Source organism: Flagellimonas pelagia, from assembly GCF_003584135.1.
GTDB classification, from domain to species: Bacteria; Bacteroidota; Bacteroidia; order Flavobacteriales; family Flavobacteriaceae; genus Flagellimonas; species Flagellimonas pelagia.
Genome location: NZ_QXFI01000009.1, coordinates 89,404 through 115,097, shown reverse-complemented (window position 1 = coordinate 115,097; position 25,694 = coordinate 89,404). Strand labels below are relative to the sequence as shown.

Sequence of the window (25,694 nt, the reverse complement as noted above, 5' to 3'; positions counted from 1 at the left end):
CTACTTATAAACTTATTGCCTCACCTCCAGCAGCCTCGATAGCGGCTTTAGCGGAAGCAGTAAATTTATGTACAGATACTTTTAGGGACGCTTTCAATTCGCCATCACCCAAAATCTTTACCAAATCATTTTTGTGGGCCAATCCGTTGTCGATCAAAGTATCCAAGGTCACTTCACCTTTAACGGTACCTTTATCCACCAACTCTTGCAATTTGCCCAAATTGATTCCTTTGTACTCTTTTCTGTTGATGTTCTTGAAACCGAACTTGGGAACACGTCTCTGCAAAGGCATCTGACCACCTTCAAAACCAATTTTCTTTGAATATCCAGATCTAGACTTGGCTCCTTTGTGTCCACGGGCAGCTGTACCCCCTTTACCGGAACCTTCACCCCTACCTAAACGTTTTCCTTCTTTGTGCACAGCGCCTTCGGCTGGTTTAAGATTATTTAGATCCATGTGCCTCTATATTTAAGCTTCCTCAGTGGAAACCAAGTGTTTTACCTTATTAATCATTCCAAGGATACTAGGTGTTGCTTCGTGTTCCACAACGTGTCCTATCTTGCGCAGACCAAGAGCCTCCAAAGTTCTTTTTTGGTTCTCTGGCCTTTTGATGGCGCTTTTTTCTTGTTTTACCTTAATCTTTGACATAATATCCTCGATTTATCCTTTAAAGACTTTTTCCAAAGAAACTCCCCTTTGCTTGGCAACGGTATCGGCGCTTCTCAACTGCAACAAGGCATCGAAAGTAGCTTTTACCACGTTGTGAGGGTTAGATGAACCTTGTGACTTGGACAATACGTCGTGTACACCAACGGCTTCCAATACCGCCCTTACGGCTCCACCTGCAATTACTCCGGTACCATGTGATGCTGGTTGGATATATACCCTGGCACCACCGAACTTACCTTTTTGCTCATGGGGAAGGGTTCCTTTGTTCAAAGGAATACGGACCAAGTTTTTCTTGGCATCCTCAATGGCTTTTGCAATAGCTGTGGCAACTTCTTTGGATTTTCCCAAACCATGTCCAACAACTCCGTTCTCATCACCTACAACGACAATCGCTGAAAAACCAAAGGCTCTACCCCCCTTGGTTACCTTGGTAACCCTTTGTACTCCAACCAAACGGTCTTTCAACTCCAGTCCACCTGGCTTAACTGTCTCTACGTTCTTGTAATTCTGGTACATAGTTTTCTTAGAATTTTAGTCCTGCTTCCCTAGCTCCTTCAGCCAATGATTTTACTCTTCCGTGATATAGGTTTCCTCCCCTATCAAAAGCCACGGCCTCTATACCTAGCTTAAGGGCCTTTTCCGCTATGGCCTTACCCACGCTTGTAGCGACTTCACTCTTGGTTCCTTTGGCGTCGATTTCCTTATCTCTGGATGAGGCAGATGCCAAAGTTACACCTTTGTTGTCGTCGATCAACTGGGCATATATTTCCTTATTGCTCCTGAACACAGACAATCTTGGTCTTGCTTCAGTTCCGAAGGATACTTTTCTGATTCTTCTTCGGATGCGAAATTTTCTTTCAGTCTTAGATAATCCCATAGTCTTAATTATTAAGCTGATTTACCTGCTTTTCTTCTTAGTTGCTCACCAACAAACTTGATACCTTTTCCTTTGTAAGGCTCTGGCTTACGGAAAGATCTGATCTTGGCGGCAACCTGGCCTACCAATTGCTTGTCGTGAGATGTTAGTTTAACAATAGGGTTCTTCCCTTTTTCGGAAACGGTCTCAACCTTCACCTCTGGAGCGATGTCCAGGATGATGTTGTGGGAGAAGCCCAGGGCCAAATCCAACTTTTGTCCTTGGTTGCTGGCTCTGTATCCAACACCCACCAATTCCAATTCCTTGGACCATCCTTGCGATACCCCTTTTACCATATTGGCCAATAGGGCACGGTACAAACCGTGTTTAGCTCTATGCTCTTTGGCATCGGAAGGTCTTTCCACTGAAATACTGCCATCCTCTACCTTCACCTCTACTTCTGAAAATTCTTGTGAAAGCTCTCCCAACTTACCTTTAATGGTAACCACTGAATCTTTCACTTCAACGGTCACACCATCAGGAATTGCAATTGGACTGTTACCTATTCTTGACATTTTTCTACTCTTTTCTCTATTAATATACGTAGCACAATACTTCGCCACCCACATTCTCTTGCTTGGCCTGCTTGCTGGTCATCACTCCATGTGAAGTGGACACAATAGCGATACCCAAACCATTCAATACCCTTGGTAGCTCATCAGAACCTGAATACTTACGCAAACCGGGCTTACTTACCCTTTGCAATTTTTTGATGATGGGCTCTTTAGTAAACTTATCGTACTTCAAGGCAATCTTGATATTGCCCTGTACTTCGTCTTCCTCGAATTTATAGCTCAAAATATATCCTTGGTCGAACAATATTTTGGTAATCTGTTTCTTTAGATTGGAAGCGGGGATATCCACTACCCTATGACCTGCCTTGCTGGCATTTCTAATCCTGGTCAAATAATCTGAAATTGGATCTGTAAGCATTTCTTTTCTTTATCTAAATTACCAACTTGCCTTTTTAACTCCTGGGATAAGGCCTTGGTTGGCCATTTCCCTGAAAGTAACCCTGGATATACCGAAGGTTCTCATGTAACCTCTTGGTCTTCCGGTCAATTTGCAACGGTTACGCATACGTACCGGAGATGCGTTCTTCGGAAGCTTTTGAAGGGCTTCATAATCGCCAGCCTCTTTTAAGGCTTTTCTTTTCTCGGCATATTTTGCAACCATTTTCGCCCTTTTTCTCTCACGGGCTTTCATTGATTCCTTGGCCATACTAGTTCTTTTTAAAGGGTATTCCCAGTTCGGTTAACAATGATTTTGCTTCTTTATCAGTATCAGCAGAAGTAACAAAGGTAATGTCCATACCGTTGATCCTGTTGATCCTGTCTATATTGATCTCTGGAAAGATGATCTGCTCGGTGATACCCAAGTTATAGTTACCCCTACCATCAAAACCGGTAGCTTTAACCCCTTGGAAATCACGCACCCTTGGAAGGGCGGAGGTAATCAATCGATCCAAAAATTCGTACATGCGCTCACCTCTCAAGGTTACTTTGGCACCGATGGGCATACCTTTTCTCAATTTGAACGTAGCAACGTCCTTTTTGGAAAGGGTGGCCACCGCTTTCTGACCTGTGATCATGGTCAACTCATCCACGGCATGGTCGATAAGCTTCTTGTCGGATACGGCTGCACCGACCCCACGGCTTACTACGATCTTTTGCAATTTTGGAACCTGCATTACATTCTGGTACCCAAACTCATCGGTAAGAGCCTTGATCACACGCTCCTTATATTCTTGTTTTAATCTTGGAATGTAGCTCATGACTAAATTACTTCATTGGATTTTTTGGAAACCCTTACTTTCTTACCATCCCTAACTTCGTAACCCACGCGGGTAGCCTCTCCAGATCTTGGATCGATCAATGCTAGGTTGGAGATTTGGATAGGTGCTTCCTTTTTGATTATGCCTCCTTGAGGGTTCTTAGCACTTGGCTTTTCGTGTTTGGACACCACGTTGATGCCTTCCACGATAGCTTTGTTCTTTTCACGGTCTACCTGAAGTACTTTACCTTCACTGCCCTTGTGGTCTCCCGCAATGACCTTGACCGTATCCCCTGTTTTGATTTTCAACTTCATCTCTCTGATAATTCTTTTATAGCACTTCTGGCGCCAATGAAACAATCTTCATGAACTGCCTGTCCCTCAACTCCCTTGCAACAGGTCCGAATACACGGGTACCCCTCATCTCACCAGCAGCGTTCAACAATACACAGGCGTTGTCGTCGAAACGGATGTAAGAACCATCAGGTCTCCTTACTTCCTTTTTCGTCCTAACCACAACAGCTGTGGACACAGAACCTTTTTTAACGGTACCGTTTGGAGTTGCCTCCTTAACGGATACAACAATCTTGTCACCTAGGGAAGCATATCTTCTCTTTGTACCTCCCAGTACGCGGATGGTCAAAACTTCTTTTGCACCGGTATTGTCCGCAACCTTTAATCTTGATTCTTGCTGTACCATAATTATTTAGCTCTTTCTAGGATTTCTACCAACCTCCAGCATTTTGTCTTGCTCATAGGTCTGGTTTCCATTATTTTAACGGTGTCACCTTCGTTGCAATCGTTCTTCTCATCGTGGGCTACATACTTCTTGGTCTTCAAAACGAATTTACCGTACATAGGGTGCTTAACTCGTTTTACCTCAGAAACCACAATTGATTTCTCCATTTTGTTGCTGGTAACAACGCCTATTCTTTCTTTTCTTAAATTTCTGTTTTCCATAAGGCAGAACCAATTATTGTAATTCCCTTTTAGTTAATTCAGTTGCAAGTCTTGCCACCGTCCTTCTGGTCTTTCTGATCTGTAAAGGATTTTCCAAAGGAGTAACGGCGTGAGCCATTTTAAGATCGGCATGTTGTTTCTTCAACTCGGCCAACTTTTCCTTTAGCTCTTCAATTGAAAGTTCTTTTATTTCTGATTGTCTCATCTTTCTTCTCAATTAAAAATTAAGCGGAATAATCCCTAGCTACCACAAATTTGGTCTTCACGGGCAACTTTTGTGCCGCAAGCCTTAGGGCTTCCTTGGCAACATCCAGGGGAACCCCGGCCACCTCGAACATGATCCTTCCAGGTTTCACAATAGCTACCCAATATTCTGGAGCACCCTTACCTTTACCCATACGAACCTCAAGAGGTTTTTTGGTGATGGGCTTGTCCGGGAATATCTTGATCCACAATTGACCTTGTCTCTTCATGTACCTTGTCGCAGCAATACGCGCAGCCTCAATTTGACGGGCGGTGATGAAGTGGGAGTCCAAGGACTTGATACCGAACATTCCATTGGAAAGCTGGTGTCCTCTTTGCGAGATTCCCTTCATACGCCCTTTCTGGGCCTTACGAAACTTTGTTCTTTTTGGCTGTAACATCTTACCTTACTTTATCTTATTACTTTCTACGGCGTGGTTTTTTACCACCATCTTGTTTACCGCCTTTTCCTGGTTGACTCTTGCTCAATCCTACCAACGGGGAAAGTTCTCTTTTTCCATAAACTTCACCCTTCATGATCCAAACCTTCACACCCAATCTACCATAGGTAGTGTGGGCTTCGTGCAAGGCATAATCCACATCGGCACGGAAAGTAGACAATGGAATCCTTCCTTCTTTGTAAGATTCTGAACGTGCCATCTCAGCACCGTTCAAACGTCCTGAAATCTGAACCTTGATTCCTTCGGCATTCATACGCATTGCAGCTGCAATAGCCATTTTGATGGCCCTTCTGTATGAAATCCTGCTCTCGATCTGTCTTGCGATACTGGCAGCTACCAAATTGGCATCCAATTCAGGTCTCTTGATTTCGTGAATATTGATCTGAACCTCTTTGTTGGTGATTTTCTTAAGCTCTTCCTTAAGTTTATCTACCTCTTGTCCACCTTTACCGATGATGATACCAGGACGAGCCGTGGTAATGGTGATGGTGATCAATTTCAAGGTTCTCTCTATAATGACCCTTGACACGCTGGCCTTGGCCAAACGGGCATGGACATATTTTCTGATCTTATCGTCTTCAGCCAGCTTATCGCCGTAATCGTTTCCTCCGTACCAGTTGGATTCCCATCCTCTGATAATTCCTAAGCGATTTCCTATTGGATTGGTCTTTTGTCCCATATTCTTCTTCTAGCTTTGAACGTTGTTATTGGACTCCAAGATCATGGTCACATGATTGGAACGTTTTCTGATTCTGTGGGCCCTACCTTGTGGAGCTGGTCTCAATCTCTTCAACATGGTCCCACCGTCTACACGGATTTCCTTGATGTAAAGATCGGCATCCTCGATACTGGCATCCTCATTTTTAGCTTCCCAATTGGCGATGGCGGATAGCAAAAGTTTTTCCAATTTTCTGGATGCTTCCTTAGGGTTGAACCTTAGGATGGCCAAAGCCATCTCAATTTGTTTTCCCCTTACCAAATCTGCCACTAAACGCATCTTTCTTGGAGATGTTGGGCAATTGTTAAGCTTTGCGATAGCAAGTTGCTTTTTCTCTTCCTTTAACCTTTCGGCCATTTGTCTTTTACGAACTCCCATTGCTTACTTACTTTTTACCTTTGTTTTTAGCTCCAGCATGACCCCTAAAAGATCGTGTTGGTGAAAATTCTCCAAGTTTGTGACCTACCATGTTCTCGGTTACATACACGGGCACAAATTGCTTCCCGTTGTGTACTGCGATGGTCTGTCCCACAAAATCTGGGGTTATCATAGAGGCTCTTGACCACGTTTTGATAACTGTTTTCTTACCTGTCTCTATATTGGTCTGGACTTTTTTCTCCAGACTATTATGAACGAATGGTCCTTTTTTTAACGAACGTGCCATTTACTTTTTCTTTTATTTCTTTCTACGTTCTACGATGTACCTATTGGTGTCCTTGGTCTTGGATCGGGTCCTGAAACCTTTGGCAGGAATACCGTTTCTAGATCTTGGGTGACCTCCGGAAGCCCTTCCTTCACCACCACCCATTGGGTGATCCACAGGGTTCATGGCCACTGGCCTAGTTCTTGGTCTTCTACCCAACCATCTGCTTCTACCTGCTTTACCAGATACCAACAATTGGTGGTCAGAGTTGGAAACAGCTCCTACGGTTGCCAAACATGTGGCCAACACCATACGGGTTTCACCAGATGGCAATTTGATGGTCACAAACTTACCGTCCTTCGCCATCAACTGTGCGAACGTACCTGCACTACGGGCCATAACGGCACCTTGTCCAGGTCTCAATTCAATACAGGAAATGATGGTACCCAAAGGAATCTCACCCAAAGGAAGTGCATTTCCAATCTCAGGGGCAGAACCGGTACCGGATTGGATAGCCTGTCCTACCTGCATTCCATTTTGTGCGATCACATATCTTTTTTCACCATCTGCGTACTCTACCAAGGCGATAAATGCAGTTCTATTGGGATCATACTGGATAGATTGCACAGTGGCATCCACTCCTTGTTTGTCCCTTTTGAAATCGATGATACGATATCTTCTTTTATGACCACCACCTCTGTGGCGCATGGTCATTTTACCTTGACTGTTCCTACCACCTGACTTTTTTAACGGAGCAAGCAAGCTTTTCTCCGGCTTATCAGTAGTAATCGCGTCAAATCCGTTTACTACTCTAAAACGCTGACCAGGGGTTATCGGTTTTAATTTTCTAACTGACATCTCTTGTCTTTATAGATTATTGTAAAAATCAATAATATCACCTTCGGCAACATCAACGATCGCTTTTTTCATAGCGTTCGTCTTTCCGTGTTGGATTCCGGTTTTTGTATAGCGACTCTTACGCGTTGGACCATAGTTCATGGTTCTTACCTTTTCCACAGAAACACCATAAGTGGCCTCTACCGCTTCCTTGATTTCCAACTTGTTGGCCTTTGGGTCAACATAGAAACCATAGCGATTGAAAAGCTCGCTGTCAGCGGTCATTTTCTCCGTAATTATCGGTTTTATCAACACACTCATGATATTCTTATTTCTTTAGGTTCGATTCAATTCCTTCCAAAGCACTTTCAGTAAGCACTACGCTGTTCGCATGAACAATTCTGTAAGTGTTTAATTCTGAACCGGTTACAACTTCGGAACGCTCCAAATTACGCGACGACAAATATACGTTATTATTTGTATCGCCCAACACAATAAGGGACTTTTTATTTTCTAATCCCAATGAAGTCAAGAAACTAACGAAATCCTTGGTCTTTGGTGCTTCAAAATTGAAATCCTCCACAACGACCAAAGCGTTCTCTTTTGACTTAAGGGTCAAGGCAGATTTTCTAGCCAATCGCTTAAGGTTCTTGTTCAACTTTTGGGAATAATCCTTAGGTCTTGGACCAAAGATCCTACCACCACCTCTAAAAACAGGAGACTTAATGCTACCTGCCCTTGCGGTACCGGTACCTTTTTGTTTTTTGATCTTTCTGGTACTACCAGCGATCTCACCTCTTTCCTTGGCTTTGTGGGTACCTTGTCTTTGGTGGGCCAAATATTGTTTCACATCCAAATAAATGGCATGCTCATTGGGCTCAATGGCGAAAACATCGTCAGAAAGCTCTACCTTTCTTCCGGTCTCTTTTCCTGTGATATCTAATACTGCTACCTTCATTATTGCCACCTTTGAATTGTTACGTATGAATTTTTGTGACCGGGCACACATCCTTTTACAACCAAGATGTTTTTCTCCGGAACCACTTTCAATACTCTTAAGTTCTGTACGGTCACTCTCTCGCCACCCATTCTACCGGCCATTTTCATTCCTTTGAAAACTTTGGCAGGATAAGAAGCGGCACCAATGGAACCAGGGGCCCTCAATCTGTTGTGCTGACCGTGGGTGGATTGTCCAACACCACCAAAACCATGGCGTTTAACAACACCTTGGAATCCTTTTCCTTTGGATGTACCTACAACGTCAACAAACTCTCCTTCAAGGAAAATGTCGACACCAACAGTATCTCCCAATTTGTATTCACCTTCAAATCCTTGGAACTCAATGACTTGTTTTTTAGGAGAAGTACCTGCTTTTTTAAAGTGACCTGTTTCGGCCTTGTTAGCACGTTTTTCTGCCTTGTCATCGAAACCAAGCTGAAGGGCTTTGTACCCGTCAACCTCTTCGGTTCTGACTTGGGTAACCACACATGGTCCAGCTTCTATAACGGTACATGGAACGTTTTTTCCATTCTCGTCAAAAATGCTGGTCATGCCGATTTTTTTACCTATTAACCCAGACATATTTATTAATTATTAATTGTTTACTTTTTTAATTGTGCCAATTTCTTGGCAAAAAAATTGGGTCAAGAAAATTTTCTGCTCTGACCCAGATTTTTTTCTTTCTCCGTTTTTCCCTGACCATCGTCAGAGACATGTACTTTTTAGTTATAAGTTTTAAGTTGACAGTTCTGAACAATCAAAACTTAAGACTCAACACTTACAACTGATTATCAGACCTTGATCTCAACCTCAACACCACTAGGAAGCTCAAGCTTCATAAGGGCATCGATGGTTTTTGATGAAGAGCTGTAAATGTCCAAAAGTCTCTTATAAGAGCTCAATTCGAACTGCTCCCTAGATTTTTTGTTCACGTGGGGTGAACGCAAAACCGTAAATATCTTTTTGTTCGTTGGCAATGGAATAGGTCCCGTTACCACCGCACCAGTGGTTTTCACTGTTTTCACGATCTTCTCAGCAGATTTGTCCACCAAATTGTGATCGTAAGACTTCAATTTAATTCTAATTTTTTGACTCATCTTGCTGATAATTACGCTGTTACTCCTTTAGCTGCCTTGATTACCTCCTCTGCAATATTGGAAGGAGTCTCGGCATAGTGTGAAAATTCCATGGTGGATGTTGCCCTACCTGAAGACAAGGTCCTCAACGAGGTTACATATCCGAACATTTCAGAAAGTGGCACTTCAGCTTTGATCACTTTGGCACCGGCCCTATCGTCCATGTTGTTCACTTGTCCCCTTCTACGGTTCAAGTCACCTACAATATCACCCATGTTTTCCTCTGGTGTAAGCACCTCCAACTTCATAATCGGCTCCATCAACACCGCTTTTGCAGCTCTGGCAGCAGCTTTGTAACCTAATTTCGCGGCCAATTCGAAGGACAAGGAATCAGAATCCACAGGGTGGAAAGATCCATCGGAAAGGGTAACCTTCATACTGTCCATCTCAAATCCGGCCAAAGGACCATTCTTCATGGCTTCCCTGAATCCTTTTTCTACAGATGGAACATATTCTTTAGGAATGTTACCTCCTTTGATCTCGTTAACAAACTCCAATCCAACTTTACCTTCTTCGGCTGGCTCCATGGAGAACACGATATCCGCGAACTTACCACGACCACCGGTCTGTTTCTTGTAAACTTCCCTGTGGTTTGCCTTGGCTGTAAGGGCTTCTTTGTACTCAACCTGAGGTTGACCTTGGTTCACCTCAACCTTGAACTCACGCCTCAAACGATCCACGATGATATCCAAGTGAAGCTCGCCCATACCAGAAATGATGGTCTGACCAGAAGCCTCGTCGGTTTTTACCTGGAAGGTTGGATCTTCTTCGGCCAATTTGGCCAAAGCCATACCCATTTTATCAACATCAGCCTTTGTTTTGGGCTCCACAGCAATACCGATCACAGGATCAGGGAATTGCATACTCTCCAAAACAATTGGGTGTTTTTCATCAGAAAGGGTATCCCCGGTCTTGATATCCTTGAACCCAACAGCAGCACCGATATCACCAGCTTCGATGAACTCAATAGCATTTTGCTTGTTGGCGTGCATTTGATAGATACGGGAAATACGCTCTTTGTTTCCTGAACGGTTGTTCAAGATATAAGAACCTGCATCCAAGTGACCTGAATATGCCCTGAAGAATGCCAAACGACCTACAAATGGATCGGTAGCAATCTTAAATGCAAGAGCGGCAAAAGGCTCTTTTGGATCTGGTTTTCTTTTTTCTTCTTTTTCTGTATCTGGATTGATACCGATGATGGCATCTTTATCCAAAGGAGAAGGCAAGTAACGGCAAACAGCATCCAAAAGGAACTGAACCCCCTTGTTTTTGAAAGAAGAACCACAGATCATAGGGATGATCGCCCTATCCATAACCGCAGCTCTCAATGCAGCATGCACTTCTTCTTCAGTGATGGAATCTTCATCTTCGAAGAATTTTTCCATCAGATTTTCATCATATTCAGCAACAGCCTCGATCAAGGCGGCTCTGTATTCTTTAACTTCAGCCTCCATTTCAGCAGGAATATCCACAACATCGAAAGTAGAACCGAAGTTCTCATCGTGCCATACGATAGCCCTGTTTTTGGCCAAATCCACGATACCTTTAAAGTCGGCCTCATCACCTATCGGCAACACAATTGGCACTGCATTGGAGCCCAACATCTCACGAACCTGCTTACACACGTTCAAGAAGTTGGAACCTTGACGGTCCATTTTGTTCACGAAACCGATACGTGGCACTTTATAGTTATCGGCCAACCTCCAGTTGGTTTCGGATTGTGGCTCAACACCATCAACAGCACTGAACAAGAACACCAATCCATCCAAAACACGCAAAGAACGGTTTACCTCAACGGTAAAGTCCACGTGTCCGGGAGTGTCGATAATATTAAAGTGGTATGGCTTTGTATCAGGTGTAGGCTGTGCATTTTCCAAAGGAAACTGCCACGTACAGGTAGTAGCGGCAGAAGTAATGGTAATACCACGCTCCTGCTCTTGCTCCATCCAGTCCATAGTGGCCGCACCATCGTGCACCTCACCAATTTTGTGACTCACACCAGTATAAAAAAGAATACGTTCAGTAGTAGTTGTTTTACCAGCATCGATGTGAGCTGCAATACCTATATTCCTTGTATATTTTAAATCTCTTCCCATGTTGTGAATTAGAATCTAAAGTGTGAGAATGCTTTATTGGCCTCGGCCATTTTGTGTGTATCTACTCTTTTCTTCACTGCAGCACCTTCTTCTTTGGCAGCGGCCAAGATTTCGGAGGCCAATTTCTGGGCCATGGATTTCTCGTTACGCTTTCTGGAGTAACTGATCAACCACTTCATGGCAGTGGATATCTTTCTGTCCGGACGGATCTGCATTGGAATCTGGAATGTAGCACCACCAACCCTTCTACTTCTTACCTCAACGTGTGGCATTACATTGGAAAGGGCATCTTTCCAAAGCTCCAAGGCTGTTTTTTCCTCGTCGGTCTTTTTCTCATCAACAATATCGATTGCATCGTAGAAAATCTTGAATGCAATTGACTTTTTACCATCCCACATCATCATGTTCACAAAACGTGTAACAAGCTGATCGTTAAATCTTGGGTCTGGTAATAATGGTCTTTTCTTTGCCTGCTTTTTTCTCATCGCTTCTTCTTAAAGTTGATTACTTTTTAGGACGCTTAGCACCATATTTCGAACGACGTTGTGTTCTACCGGCAACACCGGCGGTATCCAACGCCCCGCGAACGATATGGTATCGAACACCAGGCAAATCCTTTACTCTTCCGCCCCTTACCAATACTATCGAGTGCTCTTGAAGGTTGTGCCCCTCACCAGGGATGTAAGCGTTCACCTCTTTACCGTTGGTCAACCTTACCCTAGCAACTTTACGCATTGCAGAGTTTGGTTTCTTCGGTGTAGTGGTGTACACACGCGTACAAACCCCTCTTCTTTGAGGACACGAATCCAAAGCAGCCGATTTACTCTTCTTGGTAATCGTGGCCCTTCCTTTTCGTACTAATTGTGAAATTGTTGGCATTAAATTTCTTTTAAAAACTGAATAACCCTCATTTTGAGGGCTGCAAATGTAGTGATATTTCGGAATAATTCAAATGGAAGGGAATTAATTTTACCCCTTACGGAAAAAAAAGTTCAAAAAGCAGTTAAGAGGATTGACTTACCCCAACATTACCCAATTAAGAATTATCGGATGCATTTCAACAATCCACCATAATGCGAAACCGATCAAAACACGTCATCAAAAAAAGTGTTCTAAAAAACACTATAATATATTAAGGTATAGTGGCGGATATTTCGATACTGTTAATTTTTGCTTAACAAAACCCAAACCCGCTAAATCACATTTAAAATCAGCACGTTTAATTGTTTTAAGCCCTTTAAAAAGGTCAACCCCTAGTGATTTCGGGGCCTACGATGCATTATTTGCATTAAGATCAATTCAACCCCCTTCAAATTGAAGAGTTATTAATCATTCATAAACATTTTGCAGTTATTGCATTTACGGTCCGAGTCTTAAAGATTTTATAAAATTAGTTTGGATTATTAACATGAAATTATGATTTTAGCCATTAGCTAATTCAAATAATTTAACAATGAGAACAAAACTTAATGGATTGTTAACGCTATTATTGGCGTTTGTTGTGCATATATCCTTTGCACAAGACAAGACGATTACAGGTACTGTTACGGATGCCGATGGCCTCCCACTGCCTGGGGTCAACATTGTCGTTGAGGGGACCACTACAGGTACCCAGACAGATTTTGATGGAAACTATGCAATCAGTGCAAGTGAAGGTCAAACCCTACTCTTCACTTACATAGGACAAAAACCATCCACAAGGGTTGTAGGAGCCGCCACTGTGATCAATGTACAAATGGTGGAAGACACCCAAGCCCTTGAAGAGGTTGTTGTTACCGCACAAGGTATTAAGCGTGAAAAGAAAGCGCTAGGTTATGCAGTATCCTCTGTAGGCGAGGAAGATCTTGAGCAACGTGCCGATGGTGACGTGGCCAGGGTTTTGAGCGGTAAAGCCTCTGGGGTAAACATTACCGCAGCTGGCGGTATGGCCGGTTCCGGTACCAACGTGGTGATCAGAGGTTTGAGCTCCTTTAGTGGAAGCAACCAGGCTCTTTTCGTAGTTGATGGTGTACCTTTTAGTAGTGACACCAACGCAGCCGGCAACTTCTTGGATGGTAACACTGGTTCCTCAAGGTTCTTGGATTTGGATCCGAACAACATTGCCAACGTTGAAGTGCTTAAAGGTTTGGCCGCGGCCACTCTTTATGGAACCCAAGGTAAAAACGGTGTGATCTTGATCACCACCAAGGCCGGTGCTGGTTCTGGAGGTGCAAAGAAAACGGAGATTACCGTCAATCAATCTTATTTTGTTAATGCAATGGCATCTTTGCCCGACTACCAAGATGAATATGGTGGTGGTTTTGACCAATCTTTCGGGTGGTTCTACAGTAACTGGGGCCCAAAATTCGCCAAAGATGGTGTAGCAGGATGGGGTAATCAAGCCGCCATAGATGAAAATGGCACATTGGCTCACCCTTATTCCACAACAGCAGTTGCCAAAACAAGGGAAGCATTCCCTGAGTTACAAAATGCAAGATATGCCTGGAAACCTTATGACAGTGTTGAAGATTTCTTCAGACCTGGAGGGGTTAGCAGTACTTCCATTAACATCAATGGTGGGTCTGCAGACGGCAATACATCTTTTAATGTAAATACAGGTTACTTGAGCGACGAGAGTTTTGTACCAGGTAATCAACTGGATAGGTTCAACATATCCGTTGGTGGTAGAAGCAAACTGACGAACAAGTTCACCATCAGTGCTGCCATGAACTTCTCAAGAACCGACTATACCTCGCCTCCAATTGCGGCAAGTAGGGGTAACGGTAGTTTGGGACTTTCTTTGTTCGGACACGTATTCTTTACACCAAGGAACGTTGACTTGATGGGTCTTCCTTATGAAAACCCAATCGACCACTCCAGTGTCTACTATCGAAATGGAAACGATATCATCAACCCAAGATGGGTTTTAAACAACATTTCCAACAACCAGTTGACCAATAGGTTCTTCTGGAATGCATCTGCCACATATGCCATATCCGATAATTTGGATGTTACCTATAGGGGCGGTATGGACTTCTACAATGAGAGAAACACTCAATACTCCAACAAAGGTGGTGTTGGTTTCGACTCTGCAATCTATGGATACCTAAAAACATATGATAACAATAACACCATTTGGGACCATTACTTGGCCCTAAACGGAAACTATGACCTATCAGAGAAATTGGGTATGACCTTCACTGCAGGTGCCACCACAAGGTCAACTACTTTTGACCAACAAGGTGTTTCCAGTACCGGTCAGTTGGTATATGGCGTGGTTCGTCACTTCAACTACTCCAACCAAACTCCGATCCAGTACTCCGAAAGAAGAAACATTGCAGGTTTGCTAGGCCAGGTAACATTGGACTATGACAATATGTTGTTCTTGACAGGTTCTACCAGGACTGACTGGGTTTCCAACTTGATCACAGAAAACAACAGTAGAACTTACCCTAGTGGAAGTATTTCTTTCTTACCAACAGCTGCTTTTCCAGAATTGCAATCACAAGGAGGACTTAACTTTTTGAAATTGAGAGCTGGTGTTGGTTCATCAGCAACTTTCCCAACCGGTTATCCAACTGTTGGTATTGTAGAGCAGACCACTCAAGTTTATGGTGAAGGCGGGGAGACTACCACCAACCAAGTTGCAAGCTTTAAGGCAAATCCAGATTTGAAGCCTGAGCTTTTGACTGAATATGAACTTGGTTTTGAATCCAAATTCTTCAGCAACAGAGTTTCTTTGGATTTCACATATTTTAACCGTGTGACCAAAGACCTGATTGTCAGGGAGCCTCTTTCCCCATCCACTGGATTTACTTTCACTCAGAGTAACGTAGGTAAAATCGAAGGTGATGGTTTCGAAATTGATGCTTCTGTTGATTGGTTTAGAAGCGATAGCCCTGGAGGATTCAACTGGAACACCAGAGCTAACTTCTCTACATACAAACCTGTAGTTACCGAACAAGAACAAGACATCATTATCTATGCCGGTAGTTCAACCTTATTTGTAGGTGGTAATGCTGCCATCAAAGGTAAGCCTCTTGGTTCTATCGTTGGTACGGCCGTAGGAAGGGATGCTGACGGAAACTTCTTGGTTAACGATGCTGGTGATTATGTAGTTGTTGAGCAAGACCTTGATGGAAATGTGCCGATCATCGGTAATCCAAACCCTGATTTCATCACTAACTTCATCAACAGTATATCCTACAAAAACTGGAACTTCGGTTTCCAAGTTAACTGGACAAAAGGTGGTGATATGATGTCCAACACCATTGCAACCTTGTTGGGTCGTGGTTTAATCGTTGAAACCTTGAACAGGGAAAACACCTATATTCTCCCAGGTGTATCCCAAAGTACAGGTGAAGTTAACATGAAACAGACAAACAACTCTTCATTCTACTTTGACAACATCTTGTTCGGTCCTGCTGAATTGAAGATTTATGATGCTTCTGTAGTCAGGCTTCAAGAGGTTTCTTTGGGCTATACATTCCCATCCAAATTTTTGGACAAGACTCCATTTGGTTCTTTGAGCATTACCGCTCAAGGTTTCAACCTATGGTATGATGCTTACAACACTCCCAAGGGTGCACACTTTGATCCGAACGTTCAAGGTGCTGGAATTGGTAACGCACAAGGATTCGACTTTATCAACGGTCCTAGCGCCAAAAAGTACGGTATAAGCGTCAAAGTAACGTTCTAAACAAAAAAATAGCTAAAATATTATGAGAAATATAGTTAAGTATATAACCGTTGTTCTCTTGTTAACAGGATTGTTGCAATCTTGTGAGACAACCGACATGGATCTCTTGGTGAGTCCAAACGACCTTGCTGCCGATCAGGCGGATCCAGCATTGCTGTTGAATTCCATACAGCTTTCATATCGAGACAATATTTTCGCCATCAGTCAGTTAGGTGGTGATTTGACCAGGATCGAATATATGAGCGGAAGGAACTACTTTAACAACTACCCGGGTTCAACTTTCAGCACCATTTGGTCAAGAACCTACAGTAGTGGGGGCACAACCCCAAGCAACACCAGTTTGGGTATTTTCACCAATGTTACGGCATTGGAAGATATCGATGCGGCAAGTGACGTAGATTATTCCTTCCACATTGCTGTTGGAAAAACCCTTCAAGCGCACATGCTCTTGTTGCTTGCTGATTATATTGGCGAAGCCGTATATACCCAAGCCGGTGATCCAGCAACATACCCAGCTCCTTTGATGGATGATGGTGCCTCAGTTTATAACAGTGCATTGGCATTGTTGGATGAGGCCAAGGCATTGTTTGCTGCCGGACCTGCCACCAATGGTGCAACAGACTTTTTCTATGATGGGGATACCACTAAATGGATCAAGGTCATCAACTCCCTCAAATTGAAGGCATATGTTACAACAGGCAATACTGCTGCTTTTGACGCCACCATCGCTGCTGGCAACTTCATTTCTGGCAGTGACGACGATTTCCAGTTCCAATATGGCTCCAGGGCCCTTCAGCCTGATACTCGTCACCCAGACTACGCCAGCGACTACACTCCTAGTGGTGCTGACAACTATAGGTCTAACTGGCTTATGGAATACATGCAAAACGTAAGTGATCCAAGAATGCGTTACTACTTCTATCGCCAGACCGGCGGTACTCCAGGATCTTCCGATGGCACTCCTCCAAATGAAGAGACATTGGCTTGTTCCTTGGCCGTTCCTCCAGTTCATTACGTGGAGAGTGGATGGGCATATTGTAGTGTTCCCAACGGTTACTGGGGTAGGTCTCATGGTAACAATGAAGGTGGGCCACCAGATGGTTTCTTGAAAACTGCTATAGGTGTATATCCAGCTGCCGGTAAATTTGATGACAATGATTTTGACGATGAAGAAGATGACCCTACCGTTGGTTTGGGCAAAGGTGGCGCGGGTGCAGGTATCCTTCCTATAATCCTTGCTTCCTATGTTGATTTCTGGAGAGCAGACAACGAAATGGCCAAAGGTTCCTCAACTGCGGTCGTAGCAGGTTTTTTCCAATCTGGTTTGGAAAAATCAATGGCCAAAGTCCAGGCTTATGGAGCTGTGGACCCTACTGCAGATTTGTCTTATGAACCAACAGCTACAGAAGTTTCTGACTGGATTGACGGCATTATTGCCGACTTTACCGCAGCTACTGGTGATGACCAAATGAACATTTTTGCAGACCAGTATTTTGTAACGTTGTACGGAGGTTCTGCCGAAGCTTACAACTACTACAGAAAAACAGGGTATCCTACGAATTTGGAGCCGAACTGGGAAGCTAACCCAGGTCCGTTCCCAAGATCCTTCCTGTATCCTCAGAACGAGGTGATCACCAATCCTAATTTGACACAAAAGGATGATTTGACAGGACAGGTATTCTGGGACAACAATCCAGCTTCACCTGCGTTCCCACCAGCACAATAACAATTAAAAAAAATTGAAAATCATGAAAATCATAAATAAATTACTTTTAGCCTCGGCAACAGCGCTAGCAGTATTCACATTCAATTCATGTGATGACGGGAACGCCGTGGTTGACGAAGTCTTTGATAATACCACGAGCGGAATAGTGCTCAGAACGGTAAGTGTTATCTCAAATGAATTGCCCATTGGAAAATCGGATGCCAATTTTTCAGTTGAGGTCGAGATGCAGGATGAACAAAATGGTGCCCTTGTAGATCATCTGGAGGTTTTTGTATCCTTTAGGGACAACACTGTTGAAACAGGCGAAACCGACTATGATATTTTGGATGAGGTTATGGCCGCTACCATTCCCAGCTCCGAATTTTATACCGGTATCTACGGATTCCCAAGAACTACCTATACTCTTACTCTTGATGAGATGCTAAGCTTATTGTCAATGGACAGCAGCATTTTGGATGGTGGCGACCAATTTTATGTTCGCTTTGAAGCCGTATTGACCGATGGAAGAAGTTTCTCCAACGACGACAACACGGATACTTCTACAGGATCATTCTTTGCTTCACCATTTTTGTACACCCCTTCCGTTACTTGTCCTGTTGAAAGCACCCTATTCGTAGGTGATTATTTAATAGAGCAAACGTCAGGATATGTGGATGGTCCAACGTTGTCAGATGGTGAAATAGTTACTTTGGCCGTTGGAGCAACATCCGTTGAAAGGGTATTCCAAACAGCTAACTATCCATTGTACTGCACTACATTAAGGGATTTCACCATTGAATTCATTTGTGGTGAGATTAAGGTTCCGACCCAAAATAGTGGTTGTGCCTGTTCAAGTGGTGGTGATTGGTTCTCTGACCCAACTGTTAGGGAAACCTACGACCCGAATGACGATAGTGTTTTCTTGGTCACGTTTACAGATGATACGCAAAGTGATTGTAGCTCACCAGTTCAAACTACTTATCGTTTTACAAAACAATAGTAAATTATACAACTAAGAGTCAAGCCCGATCATAGCTAGCTATGATCGGGCTTATTCATTTTTATCCATCACATAAAAAACTCATATCAAAATAGTTATAGATGAAAAATCATGCCAAGGTTAGTTCCAAATGCACAAAAACAATGTTAACTTAACCTCTTTTCTTGCTAAACGCATCAATTATTTATACTTTACATTCAAAATTTTCATCGTGAAACATATCATCTCTACAATCAGTTTTTTAATTGTTACGCAATTCACATTCTCCCAATATGCTGGTCAAGTCGCCGCAGGGAGTTCCTACAATGCCGCATCCAGCGCATTGGTCAATAGTGTAATCGGCGACATGAATGATCAATATGCACGTTTGTCCAAAAGGACAGGGATTGATCAATTTTCCGGTTCTCCCTATACCAATGATGAATTCATTTCCGCTCCCGTTTTTTATAATGAAGAAGGCATGGGTTCCTTTTACTACAGATATAATGCCTATAACGAAGAGATAGAATTAAAAAAGACCAAATTGGCCGAGGAAAAGGTCAGTAGCCTGGTAAAAGATAAAGCCATTAAAATAATGATCAATGGAAAACCCATGGGTTTTTCAACCTTTATCGACAAAAAAGGGAATACTACCAATGGTTATTTGACAACCCTCTTGAATGGAAAAAAAGTTAATCTATATAGAAGGGATAAGGTAAAATTTACCGAAGGCCAAAAGGCTCAAAATTCCTTTGTTAAAGCTGTTCCCAACAGATTCACCCATTTTATCGAGTACTATTACCAAATGGATGGTGTAAACCGAATCGATGAAATACCTCTTAAAGAAAACAAACTACTCAAATTGTTCAAAGAACCTTTAAGAGCAAAAATAAAGACCTATATCAAGGATAATAATATAGATATTAAAGAAGAAGCCGATTTAGTAAAGCTGTTCGAATATATTGATGGGCAATAAAATGATTTTTTCCTCTTTTGAATTGGAAATAAAAGTTCAGTTTTGATGGATGTCTTTTCACATTATCATTAAAACAACATACAACTCGTAATAAAAACCGCCCAAAATTTGGGCGGTTTTTTTATTTACTTTTGCCCCATGAAAGACAACCAACTCATTTATGGCATACGTGCAGTTTTAGAGGCAATAAGTGCCAATCAGCCCATTAACAAGATATTTATCCAAAAAGGGTTGAAAGGAGACCTGTTCAAAGAGTTGGAGTCCACTATTCGCAAATCGGGCCTAAGCGCCTCCTACGTCCCCATTGAAAAATTGAACCGGATAACACGGAACAACCACCAAGGTGTGGTGGCCCAGATTTCTCCCGTTCAGTTCCAAGATTTTGAAACCATGGTGGAAAAAATCCTTTCTGAGGAAAAAATGCCCTTCTTCCTACTTCTGGACCAAGTGTCCGATGTACGGAATTTTGGTGCAATTATCCGCACTGCGGAATGCTGTGGAGTGAATGGGATCATTGTCCCCAAAAATGGTTCGGCCCCCATAACCGATGATACGGTGAAAACCTCTGCCGGTGCCGCCTTTAATGTTCCTATTGCCAAAGTGGATCATTTAAAGGACGCTCTTTTTTATCTGCAATCCTCAGGCATTTCTATTACGGCAGCCACCGAAAAGGCTGAAAATGATATCTATTCCATAGCTTTTGACCAACCCACAGCCATCATCATGGGCTCGGAGGAAAAAGGTATTTCCCCCTCAATACTGGGCATGGTGGACCATCAGGCCAAACTGCCTCTACTGGGCAAAATCGGTTCCCTTAATGTTTCTGTTGCCTGTGGTGTTTTCCTGTATGAAGTGGTTCGGCAGCGACAAGGATAACATCAATCTTTTTTGGATTCTTTATAGTGGTATTTTATTTGTATGCCGGTTTCCTTCTCCTCCTTGTTTTCAATAAAATTACCATGCTCATCAAAATGTTTTAGGAACGGGTCTTCATCTTCATTAAAATCATCCTTTTCCCATTCATATTTTCGCACCTCCGGCGCTTCTGCCTTTATGATAAACGCCAGCAGCAACCCTGTAACAAAACCAGCTAGATGCCCCTCCCATGAAATATCTTCCTTTACCGGAAATATATACCAGACCATGCTTCCGTAGATGAACACAACGACCAACGAAAGGGCAACCAGTCTATAATATTTGGCCAGAATCCCTTTGAAAAAAATGAAACTTGCCAAAACATAAATGACACCACTTGCGCCTATGTGATATGAAGGGCGGGCAATGGCCCATGTTAGGAGTCCCGACAATATCACCCCAAAAACAAGAACTTTTAAAGCTACCCTTTGGTAAAAATAAAACAGGAAGGCCAACAAAATGGCCAGCGGAATGGTATTGTTATATAGGTGCTCTACCGATCCATGGATAAAAGGGCCAAGCACTACTCCCCTCAATCCCCATAATTTTCTGGGAAAAATGCCATAGTCGTTAAAATTGACCCCAAATCCAACCTCTACCCAAAATACTGTCCAAATGCAGAGCACGGCAACCATAGGTGCCAATACAACACTTAACGGAATTTTAAAAGGTTCGGATGACTTCATGTTTCCAATGGACTCAAATAGCTTACCACGATAACCAATTTACACAAATTGTCAGTTCTGGCTAAAATCTCATTCCCTGAACCTGGCCAAACACCTCTAAATTTGTCTTACTTTTATCCTATGAACGAACCTTTGGCAGAACGTATACGGCCCAAAACCCTTTCGGATTATATCAGTCAGCAACATTTGGTGGGTGAGCATGGTGCTTTGACCGCCCAAATCAAGAATGGTGTGATTCCTTCCCTGATTTTTTGGGGACCACCGGGCACGGGCAAAACCACCTTGGCCAACATTATCGCCACTGAAAGCCAAAGACCTTTTTATACCCTTAGTGCCATTAGCAGTGGCGTAAAGGATGTTCGGGAAGTCATTGACAAAGCCAAACAAAGTGGTGGGCTTTTCACTTCCAAAAATCCAATCCTCTTTATAGACGAGATCCATCGTTTTAGCAAATCACAGCAAGATTCACTTTTGGGTGCCGTAGAAAAGGGTTGGGTAACCTTAATCGGGGCCACAACGGAAAACCCAAGTTTTGAGGTAATCCCCGCGCTCCTTTCCCGATGTCAGGTATATATCCTAAATCCTTTTGGGAAGGAAGACCTTATTGCCCTTTTGGAAAGAGCCATGAAGACCGACAGCGTTCTAAAGTCCAAAAAAATAACATTAAAGGAAACCGAGGCCTTGCTGAGACTCTCGGGAGGGGATGGCCGAAAATTGTTGAACATTTTCGAGTTGATCGTAAACTCGGAATCTGAAGGCCCCATTACCATCACCAATGACATGGTGCTGGGCAAAGTCCAAAAGAATACCTTTTTATATGACAAGACCGGGGAGCAGCATTATGATATTATTTCTGCCTTCATTAAGTCCATACGGGGTAGTGACCCCAATGCCGCAGTATATTGGCTTGCCCGACTGATCGAGGGGGGCGAGGACGTTAAATTCATTGCACGGAGAATGGTAATCTTGGCTTCCGAAGATATTGGCAACGCCAATCCCACTGCCCTTGTAATGGCCAACACTACCTTTCAGGCCGTTAACACCATAGGACATCCTGAAGCCCGGATCATTTTAAGTCAGTGTGCGACGTATTTGGCCAGCTCTGCCAAAAGCAATGCGAGCTATATCGCCATCAATGAGGCGCAACAAGCAGTAAGACAAACTGGGGACCTTTCCGTACCCTTGGCCATAAGAAATGCACCCACCAAACTCATGAAGGATATTGGTTACGGGCAAGGATATGCCTACGCCCATGACCATGAAAACAATTTTGCCGACATGGAGTTTTTGCCTGATGAAATTTCAGGTACCACCTTTTACCGCCCGGGGAACAACCCTAGGGAAAAAGCCATGAAAGATTTTTTAAAATCCCGTTGGAAGGACAAATATGGGTATTAGAATTTGATATTGAGCTCCTTTTGTTGTTTGTTTCCATTTTCCAAATACTCCAATATCCATTTGCCATCCTTGCTGAATACCACGGCATTGTTACCTTGGTAGGTGGTAAGAAAAACATTTTCCATGGAGGTTTCTTCGAGTTTAAGGACAACTTTGGGCGAACTGTCCACCAATTGATAGCCATTTTCAATAGGCTGGGCATACAATAGATCGGATGATATGGGCTCCCCTCCTTCGGTTTGGGTTGCCTTGGTAAAATTGGATGGTTTCGGCTCAACGCTTTTATATACCTGCTCCTCGGTAGTTGCCTTTTGCTCAACAACTTTTTCCCCCTCTTTATCCTCAACGATCTTTACATCGTCTCTAAAACTAACCACAATAGGTTCTTTGGGGGTTTCGGTTTCCTTCGGTTCATAAGCATAACCTATTCCCGCAAAGGAAGTAAAGGCGTCTTGAATGGCCTCCTTATATGCATCCACATAGTCCTTCGTCTTACTTTTTCCCTCAAAGGTTCGGTATACCTCAGAATTTTTACAATCCTTCAGTGTAATGATTACATTGGTGGAAAACATGGAAGAATTATCCAAAAGATCGGCCACAAGTCCCAAACATCTATTGGTCGCCAGGTCCAAAGGCATTTCATCATCATAAATGGTATTAAAACCATTCTTTGTGAAATAATATTTGACCAATGTACTGGTCTGATATCTGTTTTCACCTTTAAAGGCCGCGAATTTTTTGGGAACGATAATATATTTATAGTCATTCAACTGGGCATGTCCTGAGAAATTCAAACCCAAGGCAAACAAAATAACATATAATAGTTTTGACTTCATACGGAACATCATTCAATTATCGTTCCAAGATATGATATTAAATCCAAACTGTAAAAATGCATAATGACTGTCCGCTACGTTGGCATAGCTCAAAAGGTTATCGCCCAGCACATAAAAATTTACAGGACCTGCCTGAAGGTTCAGTCCCAAACCCACGTTCGTAAAAGAATACTTGTCTATGGTATAGGTTGTTTTAAGGGATAATCCCCTTCCGAACCTTTTTTGGTAAAACCCTGTTAGGGCTGCCTGAACGCCCCTAGGCCTTTTCATCATGAACAATTGTCCTCCTATACTGTTCCGATAAAAATCTTGGTTTCCTCCGCCCCCTGCATTTACTCCACATCCGCAATTGTCAAATGTGTTGTTGCCGCCTTCACCAAAGTCATACCGAATGGAACCGTATGCCTTTACCGGTCTAAAGGAAATATAGGAAGACGTGTTTTCCCCATGGGGCAAAGCCTCATCAATATCATCAATAAGCTCTTGCCAAAGATTATTGTCCAGATTATCGATATCTTCCGGCAAATAGACCGAAATCCCTTGGGTGCTCGTACTTCCGCTAAAGGTATAGTTCCAAACATCCTTGTTGTTGTATATGAAACCGATGTCCAATACACTACCTGTAATGGTGGTTTGCGGGGTTAACTGGTAACTGAAACCGGCATCGAACCCAAGTCCCAAATTACCTCCCAATAATACCCGTTCGGTGAACAAACTTGTAACATCCTTTCTTGTAGTTCCAGTATCTTCTTCCAGAATATCATAAAAACCCTTCACCCCCGCAGTTTGTAGTTGCATGTCCGCAGAGATGGAGGTAACATAAATATTGTCCTGACCTTCTGTTGTCCTGAAAGTCCCTGAATTTTTAATGGATTGAAACTGAAAAATACTGGAGTAAAGCTTGGCCCTTGCCCCAACGGTAAGGGTATTGCTCATTTTTCTGTTGACCCCAAAATGGAACACATTGACCATCTCTCCACGTAAGTTCAAATCTCCCAAATCAAATCTCCTTCCAATATTGTTACCCCCATTGCCTTCAAAGGCCAAGATGGCCAAATCCTTGGGCCAATAGACAATGACATCGGTTTCTCCGTACATACCGAAAGAATAGTAGTCATCCGGTCTGTTCCTTCCCCTGAAACCTATGGTAAAACCTTCAATTTGGCTGGTTGTACTGAAATCGTCCTTACGGGTCATGACATCCAGTACCCGCTCTTGTACCTTTGTTGTAAAATCGATCCCGTCATTTGCGAATAAATCATTTACCGTAACCCCACTGGTAGCACCTTGAAAGGACAGTCCTGAAATGACCGGGATACCTACATGCCACTTTTCTGAGGTTTTTACCCCTGGATTGACCATGAGCGCCTGAGGAATTTCATAAAAATCATAAAGCAATTCCTTGTTTTGCGCGGAAATCGTAAAACTTCCCAAAAGGACAGAAAACACTAAATAGGACCGTAACCTCATTTCAACCTAAATAAAAACTCTGCTGCAGATTTAAATTTCACTTTGGGTTCAGGTTGTGACGAAACGCTGATGGCATCGCTAAGATTTGTCGCCGTAAGTCTAAGGTTTGAGGTATTTGCCAAAATGTCCAAGCTTTTACCTCCTGGCCCATAGGCCACTTCCCAAGTCATCAATCCGGAAGGATCGGCATCTATATTGAACAATTCACCGTCCAAGGTATTGCCCGCCTCATCCAAATACTCGATGGTAATGCGCAACTGTTTGCTTGTGGTATTCACAATCTCGTAAGTGATGGTCCCTTCAATTAGGTGGTCTGCCACAAACTCTTCATTAAAGGCATCAAAATTGACTGTTTGGGCATAGAATGTGCCAAAGGTACCAGCATCATTGATGGTCGCCTCATCGGATTCCATATAAAAAAGTCCGGTTGCCAAGGTCGGTGTAATGCTAAGGTCTTCAAATTGACCGAAATCCTGCTGTTCTGTGCAAGATTGGGAAAGCATCAACACCACAGCAAAGCAAAGGAGCAGATAAAATGATCTTTTCATAGCCAAAAACATTTTCCAGTGTCCAGAACGGGGTTTACCGCTCTTAGT

34 protein-coding genes are annotated in these 25,694 nt (G+C 43.0%); 6 read left to right on the top strand and 28 right to left on the bottom strand.

Translation table 11 applies throughout. The features are described from left to right. Positions 1 to 4: 4 nt before the first annotated feature. From rplO to rpsL, 24 genes are all read right to left on the bottom strand, one after another. Positions 5 to 457, bottom strand: coding sequence for a 50S ribosomal protein L15 (gene rplO / locus D2V05_RS02370; protein WP_119639421.1), 453 nt, complete (start codon positions 455 to 457; stop codon positions 5 to 7). A gap of 12 nt (positions 458 to 469) precedes the next feature. Beyond that, positions 470 to 649 (bottom strand): 50S ribosomal protein L30, encoded by a 180-nt coding sequence (rpmD, locus tag D2V05_RS02365; RefSeq protein WP_119639420.1) that lies wholly within the window; start codon positions 647 to 649, stop codon positions 470 to 472. A gap of 12 nt (positions 650 to 661) precedes the next feature. Continuing rightward, a complete protein-coding gene (rpsE, locus tag D2V05_RS02360; RefSeq protein WP_119639419.1) occupies positions 662 to 1,186 on the bottom strand; it encodes a 30S ribosomal protein S5 in 525 nt (174 codons plus the stop codon). A gap of 7 nt (positions 1,187 to 1,193) precedes the next feature. Further along, positions 1,194 to 1,547, bottom strand: a complete 354-nt coding sequence (rplR, locus tag D2V05_RS02355; protein WP_119639418.1) for a 50S ribosomal protein L18 — start codon at positions 1,545 to 1,547, stop codon at positions 1,194 to 1,196. Positions 1,548 to 1,558: 11 nt separating this feature from the next. Continuing rightward, on the bottom strand, positions 1,559 to 2,101 hold the full coding sequence (gene rplF / locus D2V05_RS02350) for a 50S ribosomal protein L6 (RefSeq protein ID WP_119645974.1): 543 nt from the start codon (positions 2,099 to 2,101) through the stop codon (positions 1,559 to 1,561). Positions 2,102 to 2,120: 19 nt separating this feature from the next. Beyond that, positions 2,121 to 2,519, bottom strand: coding sequence for a 30S ribosomal protein S8 (gene rpsH / locus D2V05_RS02345; protein ID WP_119645973.1), 399 nt, complete (start codon positions 2,517 to 2,519; stop codon positions 2,121 to 2,123). Positions 2,520 to 2,537: 18 nt separating this feature from the next. Beyond that, positions 2,538 to 2,807: a 30S ribosomal protein S14 gene (gene rpsN, locus D2V05_RS02340; RefSeq protein ID WP_116218582.1), complete on the bottom strand. Its 270-nt coding sequence runs from the start codon at positions 2,805 to 2,807 to the stop codon at positions 2,538 to 2,540. A gap of 1 nt (position 2,808) precedes the next feature. Then, on the bottom strand, positions 2,809 to 3,360 hold the full coding sequence (rplE, locus tag D2V05_RS02335; RefSeq protein ID WP_119639415.1) for a 50S ribosomal protein L5: 552 nt from the start codon (positions 3,358 to 3,360) through the stop codon (positions 2,809 to 2,811). Positions 3,361 to 3,362: 2 nt separating this feature from the next. Further along, positions 3,363 to 3,674 carry a 50S ribosomal protein L24 gene (gene rplX / locus D2V05_RS02330; protein WP_119645972.1) on the bottom strand — a complete coding sequence of 104 codons (312 nt, stop codon included), beginning with the start codon at positions 3,672 to 3,674 and terminating at the stop codon, positions 3,363 to 3,365. 16 nt (positions 3,675 to 3,690) lie between these two features. After that, positions 3,691 to 4,059 carry a 50S ribosomal protein L14 gene (gene rplN / locus D2V05_RS02325; RefSeq protein ID WP_072881245.1) on the bottom strand — a complete coding sequence of 123 codons (369 nt, stop codon included), beginning with the start codon at positions 4,057 to 4,059 and terminating at the stop codon, positions 3,691 to 3,693. Positions 4,060 to 4,061: 2 nt separating this feature from the next. Then, entirely contained in the window at positions 4,062 to 4,319 is a 258-nt protein-coding gene (gene rpsQ / locus D2V05_RS02320; RefSeq protein WP_119639413.1) for a 30S ribosomal protein S17, read from the bottom strand. A 13-nt stretch (positions 4,320 to 4,332) separates the two neighbouring features. Beyond that, complete coding sequence (rpmC, locus tag D2V05_RS02315) at positions 4,333 to 4,524, bottom strand: 50S ribosomal protein L29 (protein WP_090293759.1); 192 nt, start codon at positions 4,522 to 4,524, stop codon at positions 4,333 to 4,335. Between the two features lie 19 nt (positions 4,525 to 4,543). After that, positions 4,544 to 4,963 (bottom strand): 50S ribosomal protein L16, encoded by a 420-nt coding sequence (gene rplP / locus D2V05_RS02310; protein WP_119639412.1) that lies wholly within the window; start codon positions 4,961 to 4,963, stop codon positions 4,544 to 4,546. Between the two features lie 19 nt (positions 4,964 to 4,982). Continuing rightward, the gene (gene rpsC, locus D2V05_RS02305) at positions 4,983 to 5,702 is read right to left on the bottom strand and encodes a 30S ribosomal protein S3 (protein ID WP_119639411.1); all 720 of its coding nucleotides are present in this window, start codon (positions 5,700 to 5,702) and stop codon (positions 4,983 to 4,985) included. Positions 5,703 to 5,711: 9 nt separating this feature from the next. Next, positions 5,712 to 6,119, bottom strand: a complete 408-nt coding sequence (gene rplV, locus D2V05_RS02300) for a 50S ribosomal protein L22 (protein WP_073181014.1) — start codon at positions 6,117 to 6,119, stop codon at positions 5,712 to 5,714. 7 nt (positions 6,120 to 6,126) lie between these two features. Continuing rightward, positions 6,127 to 6,405, bottom strand: a complete 279-nt coding sequence (gene rpsS / locus D2V05_RS02295; protein WP_119645971.1) for a 30S ribosomal protein S19 — start codon at positions 6,403 to 6,405, stop codon at positions 6,127 to 6,129. A gap of 12 nt (positions 6,406 to 6,417) precedes the next feature. Continuing rightward, positions 6,418 to 7,242, bottom strand: a complete 825-nt coding sequence (gene rplB, locus D2V05_RS02290) for a 50S ribosomal protein L2 (protein WP_119645970.1) — start codon at positions 7,240 to 7,242, stop codon at positions 6,418 to 6,420. Positions 7,243 to 7,251: 9 nt separating this feature from the next. Continuing rightward, positions 7,252 to 7,542, bottom strand: a complete 291-nt coding sequence (gene rplW / locus D2V05_RS02285) for a 50S ribosomal protein L23 (RefSeq protein ID WP_119639408.1) — start codon at positions 7,540 to 7,542, stop codon at positions 7,252 to 7,254. A 7-nt stretch (positions 7,543 to 7,549) separates the two neighbouring features. Next, positions 7,550 to 8,179 carry a 50S ribosomal protein L4 gene (rplD, locus tag D2V05_RS02280; RefSeq protein WP_119639407.1) on the bottom strand — a complete coding sequence of 210 codons (630 nt, stop codon included), beginning with the start codon at positions 8,177 to 8,179 and terminating at the stop codon, positions 7,550 to 7,552. Continuing rightward, positions 8,179 to 8,802, bottom strand: a complete 624-nt coding sequence (rplC, locus tag D2V05_RS02275) for a 50S ribosomal protein L3 (RefSeq protein ID WP_119639406.1) — start codon at positions 8,800 to 8,802, stop codon at positions 8,179 to 8,181. The genes rplD and rplC overlap by 1 nt, the downstream gene beginning before the upstream one ends. A gap of 209 nt (positions 8,803 to 9,011) precedes the next feature. Continuing rightward, the gene (gene rpsJ / locus D2V05_RS02270) at positions 9,012 to 9,317 is read right to left on the bottom strand and encodes a 30S ribosomal protein S10 (protein ID WP_010519396.1); all 306 of its coding nucleotides are present in this window, start codon (positions 9,315 to 9,317) and stop codon (positions 9,012 to 9,014) included. Positions 9,318 to 9,328: 11 nt separating this feature from the next. Further along, the gene (gene fusA / locus D2V05_RS02265; RefSeq protein ID WP_119645969.1) at positions 9,329 to 11,455 is read right to left on the bottom strand and encodes an elongation factor G; all 2,127 of its coding nucleotides are present in this window, start codon (positions 11,453 to 11,455) and stop codon (positions 9,329 to 9,331) included. 8 nt (positions 11,456 to 11,463) lie between these two features. Continuing rightward, positions 11,464 to 11,940 (bottom strand): 30S ribosomal protein S7, encoded by a 477-nt coding sequence (gene rpsG / locus D2V05_RS02260; protein WP_119645968.1) that lies wholly within the window; start codon positions 11,938 to 11,940, stop codon positions 11,464 to 11,466. A 19-nt stretch (positions 11,941 to 11,959) separates the two neighbouring features. Further along, the gene (rpsL, locus tag D2V05_RS02255; protein WP_013305196.1) at positions 11,960 to 12,334 is read right to left on the bottom strand and encodes a 30S ribosomal protein S12; all 375 of its coding nucleotides are present in this window, start codon (positions 12,332 to 12,334) and stop codon (positions 11,960 to 11,962) included. A 574-nt stretch (positions 12,335 to 12,908) separates the two neighbouring features. Between rpsL and D2V05_RS02250 the strand changes: the two genes are divergently transcribed. The 5 genes from D2V05_RS02250 to rlmB all read left to right on the top strand — a co-directional run bounded on the left by D2V05_RS02250 (position 12,909) and on the right by rlmB (position 20,669). Then, positions 12,909 to 16,133: a SusC/RagA family TonB-linked outer membrane protein gene (locus D2V05_RS02250; protein ID WP_119645967.1), complete on the top strand. Its 3,225-nt coding sequence runs from the start codon at positions 12,909 to 12,911 to the stop codon at positions 16,131 to 16,133. A 22-nt stretch (positions 16,134 to 16,155) separates the two neighbouring features. Continuing rightward, positions 16,156 to 17,859 carry a SusD/RagB family nutrient-binding outer membrane lipoprotein gene (locus D2V05_RS02245; RefSeq protein ID WP_119645966.1) on the top strand — a complete coding sequence of 568 codons (1,704 nt, stop codon included), beginning with the start codon at positions 16,156 to 16,158 and terminating at the stop codon, positions 17,857 to 17,859. A gap of 22 nt (positions 17,860 to 17,881) precedes the next feature. Continuing rightward, positions 17,882 to 18,838 carry a hypothetical protein gene (locus tag D2V05_RS02240; RefSeq protein WP_119645965.1) on the top strand — a complete coding sequence of 319 codons (957 nt, stop codon included), beginning with the start codon at positions 17,882 to 17,884 and terminating at the stop codon, positions 18,836 to 18,838. 211 nt (positions 18,839 to 19,049) lie between these two features. Then, positions 19,050 to 19,793, top strand: coding sequence for a hypothetical protein (locus D2V05_RS02235; protein ID WP_147378208.1), 744 nt, complete (start codon positions 19,050 to 19,052; stop codon positions 19,791 to 19,793). Between the two features lie 138 nt (positions 19,794 to 19,931). Next, the gene (gene rlmB / locus D2V05_RS02230) at positions 19,932 to 20,669 is read left to right on the top strand and encodes a 23S rRNA (guanosine(2251)-2'-O)-methyltransferase RlmB (protein WP_119645963.1); all 738 of its coding nucleotides are present in this window, start codon (positions 19,932 to 19,934) and stop codon (positions 20,667 to 20,669) included. A 2-nt stretch (positions 20,670 to 20,671) separates the two neighbouring features. Here the strand turns inward: rlmB and D2V05_RS02225 are convergent, their stop codons facing one another. Then, positions 20,672 to 21,394: a rhomboid family intramembrane serine protease gene (locus tag D2V05_RS02225; protein ID WP_119645962.1), complete on the bottom strand. Its 723-nt coding sequence runs from the start codon at positions 21,392 to 21,394 to the stop codon at positions 20,672 to 20,674. Between the two features lie 120 nt (positions 21,395 to 21,514). Here D2V05_RS02225 and D2V05_RS02220 point away from each other — a divergent pair, with 120 nt between their 5' ends. After that, entirely contained in the window at positions 21,515 to 22,792 is a 1,278-nt protein-coding gene (locus D2V05_RS02220) for a replication-associated recombination protein A (RefSeq protein ID WP_119645961.1), read from the top strand. Here the strand turns inward: D2V05_RS02220 and D2V05_RS02215 are convergent. Genes D2V05_RS02215 through D2V05_RS02205 form a run of 3 tightly spaced genes read right to left on the bottom strand, consistent with a single transcriptional unit; the run spans position 22,789 to position 25,646 of the window. Next, positions 22,789 to 23,628 carry a hypothetical protein gene (locus D2V05_RS02215; RefSeq protein WP_147378207.1) on the bottom strand — a complete coding sequence of 280 codons (840 nt, stop codon included), beginning with the start codon at positions 23,626 to 23,628 and terminating at the stop codon, positions 22,789 to 22,791. The two genes, D2V05_RS02220 and D2V05_RS02215, sit on opposite strands and share 4 nt — an antisense overlap. A 12-nt stretch (positions 23,629 to 23,640) precedes the next feature. Beyond that, positions 23,641 to 25,098, bottom strand: a complete 1,458-nt coding sequence (locus D2V05_RS02210; RefSeq protein WP_119645959.1) for a DUF5723 family protein — start codon at positions 25,096 to 25,098, stop codon at positions 23,641 to 23,643. Next, the gene (locus tag D2V05_RS02205) at positions 25,095 to 25,646 is read right to left on the bottom strand and encodes a hypothetical protein (protein ID WP_119645958.1); all 552 of its coding nucleotides are present in this window, start codon (positions 25,644 to 25,646) and stop codon (positions 25,095 to 25,097) included. Before D2V05_RS02205 ends, D2V05_RS02210 begins: the two co-directional genes overlap by 4 nt. Positions 25,647 to 25,694: the final 48 nt, after the last annotated feature.

Bases quoted from the DNA above. Each gene is read 5' to 3' on its own strand.
- rpmC (WP_090293759.1), bottom strand. From the start codon at position 4,524: ATGAGACAATCAGAAATAAAAGAACTTTCAATTGAAGAGCTAAAGGAA.
- rplP (WP_119639412.1), bottom strand. From the start codon at position 4,963: ATGTTACAGCCAAAAAGAACAAAGTTTCGTAAGGCCCAGAAAGGGCGT.
- rplX (WP_119645972.1), bottom strand. From the start codon at position 3,674: ATGAAGTTGAAAATCAAAACAGGGGATACGGTCAAGGTCATTGCGGGA.
- rplE (WP_119639415.1), bottom strand. From the start codon at position 3,360: ATGAGCTACATTCCAAGATTAAAACAAGAATATAAGGAGCGTGTGATC.
- rplV (WP_073181014.1), bottom strand. From the start codon at position 6,119: ATGGGAGTTCGTAAAAGACAAATGGCCGAAAGGTTAAAGGAAGAGAAA.
- rplR (WP_119639418.1), bottom strand. From the start codon at position 1,547: ATGGGATTATCTAAGACTGAAAGAAAATTTCGCATCCGAAGAAGAATC.
- rplO (WP_119639421.1), bottom strand. From the start codon at position 457: ATGGATCTAAATAATCTTAAACCAGCCGAAGGCGCTGTGCACAAAGAA.
- rpsG (WP_119645968.1), bottom strand. From the start codon at position 11,940: ATGAGAAAAAAGCAGGCAAAGAAAAGACCATTATTACCAGACCCAAGA.
- rlmB (WP_119645963.1), top strand. From the start codon at position 19,932: ATGAAAGACAACCAACTCATTTATGGCATACGTGCAGTTTTAGAGGCA.
- rplC (WP_119639406.1), bottom strand. From the start codon at position 8,802: ATGTCTGGGTTAATAGGTAAAAAAATCGGCATGACCAGCATTTTTGAC.
- D2V05_RS02210 (WP_119645959.1), bottom strand. From the start codon at position 25,098: ATGAGGTTACGGTCCTATTTAGTGTTTTCTGTCCTTTTGGGAAGTTTT.
- rpsS (WP_119645971.1), bottom strand. From the start codon at position 6,405: ATGGCACGTTCGTTAAAAAAAGGACCATTCGTTCATAATAGTCTGGAG.
- rpsL (WP_013305196.1), bottom strand. From the start codon at position 12,334: ATGCCAACAATTTCACAATTAGTACGAAAAGGAAGGGCCACGATTACC.
- rpsE (WP_119639419.1), bottom strand. From the start codon at position 1,186: ATGTACCAGAATTACAAGAACGTAGAGACAGTTAAGCCAGGTGGACTG.
- D2V05_RS02245 (WP_119645966.1), top strand. From the start codon at position 16,156: ATGAGAAATATAGTTAAGTATATAACCGTTGTTCTCTTGTTAACAGGA.
- D2V05_RS02215 (WP_147378207.1), bottom strand. From the start codon at position 23,628: ATGAAGTCAAAACTATTATATGTTATTTTGTTTGCCTTGGGTTTGAAT.
- rplD (WP_119639407.1), bottom strand. From the start codon at position 8,179: ATGAAGGTAGCAGTATTAGATATCACAGGAAAAGAGACCGGAAGAAAG.
- rpsH (WP_119645973.1), bottom strand. From the start codon at position 2,519: ATGCTTACAGATCCAATTTCAGATTATTTGACCAGGATTAGAAATGCC.
- D2V05_RS02220 (WP_119645961.1), top strand. From the start codon at position 21,515: ATGAACGAACCTTTGGCAGAACGTATACGGCCCAAAACCCTTTCGGAT.
- fusA (WP_119645969.1), bottom strand. From the start codon at position 11,455: ATGGGAAGAGATTTAAAATATACAAGGAATATAGGTATTGCAGCTCAC.
- rplN (WP_072881245.1), bottom strand. From the start codon at position 4,059: ATGGTACAGCAAGAATCAAGATTAAAGGTTGCGGACAATACCGGTGCA.
- D2V05_RS02225 (WP_119645962.1), bottom strand. From the start codon at position 21,394: ATGAAGTCATCCGAACCTTTTAAAATTCCGTTAAGTGTTGTATTGGCA.
- D2V05_RS02205 (WP_119645958.1), bottom strand. From the start codon at position 25,646: ATGAAAAGATCATTTTATCTGCTCCTTTGCTTTGCTGTGGTGTTGATG.
- rplF (WP_119645974.1), bottom strand. From the start codon at position 2,101: ATGTCAAGAATAGGTAACAGTCCAATTGCAATTCCTGATGGTGTGACC.
- rpsJ (WP_010519396.1), bottom strand. From the start codon at position 9,317: ATGAGTCAAAAAATTAGAATTAAATTGAAGTCTTACGATCACAATTTG.
- D2V05_RS02240 (WP_119645965.1), top strand. From the start codon at position 17,882: ATGAAAATCATAAATAAATTACTTTTAGCCTCGGCAACAGCGCTAGCA.
- rplW (WP_119639408.1), bottom strand. From the start codon at position 7,542: ATGAGTGTGTTGATAAAACCGATAATTACGGAGAAAATGACCGCTGAC.
- rplB (WP_119645970.1), bottom strand. From the start codon at position 7,242: ATGTCAGTTAGAAAATTAAAACCGATAACCCCTGGTCAGCGTTTTAGA.
- rpsQ (WP_119639413.1), bottom strand. From the start codon at position 4,319: ATGGAAAACAGAAATTTAAGAAAAGAAAGAATAGGCGTTGTTACCAGC.
- D2V05_RS02250 (WP_119645967.1), top strand. From the start codon at position 12,909: ATGAGAACAAAACTTAATGGATTGTTAACGCTATTATTGGCGTTTGTT.
- rpsC (WP_119639411.1), bottom strand. From the start codon at position 5,702: ATGGGACAAAAGACCAATCCAATAGGAAATCGCTTAGGAATTATCAGA.
- rpsN (WP_116218582.1), bottom strand. From the start codon at position 2,807: ATGGCCAAGGAATCAATGAAAGCCCGTGAGAGAAAAAGGGCGAAAATG.
- rpmD (WP_119639420.1), bottom strand. From the start codon at position 649: ATGTCAAAGATTAAGGTAAAACAAGAAAAAAGCGCCATCAAAAGGCCA.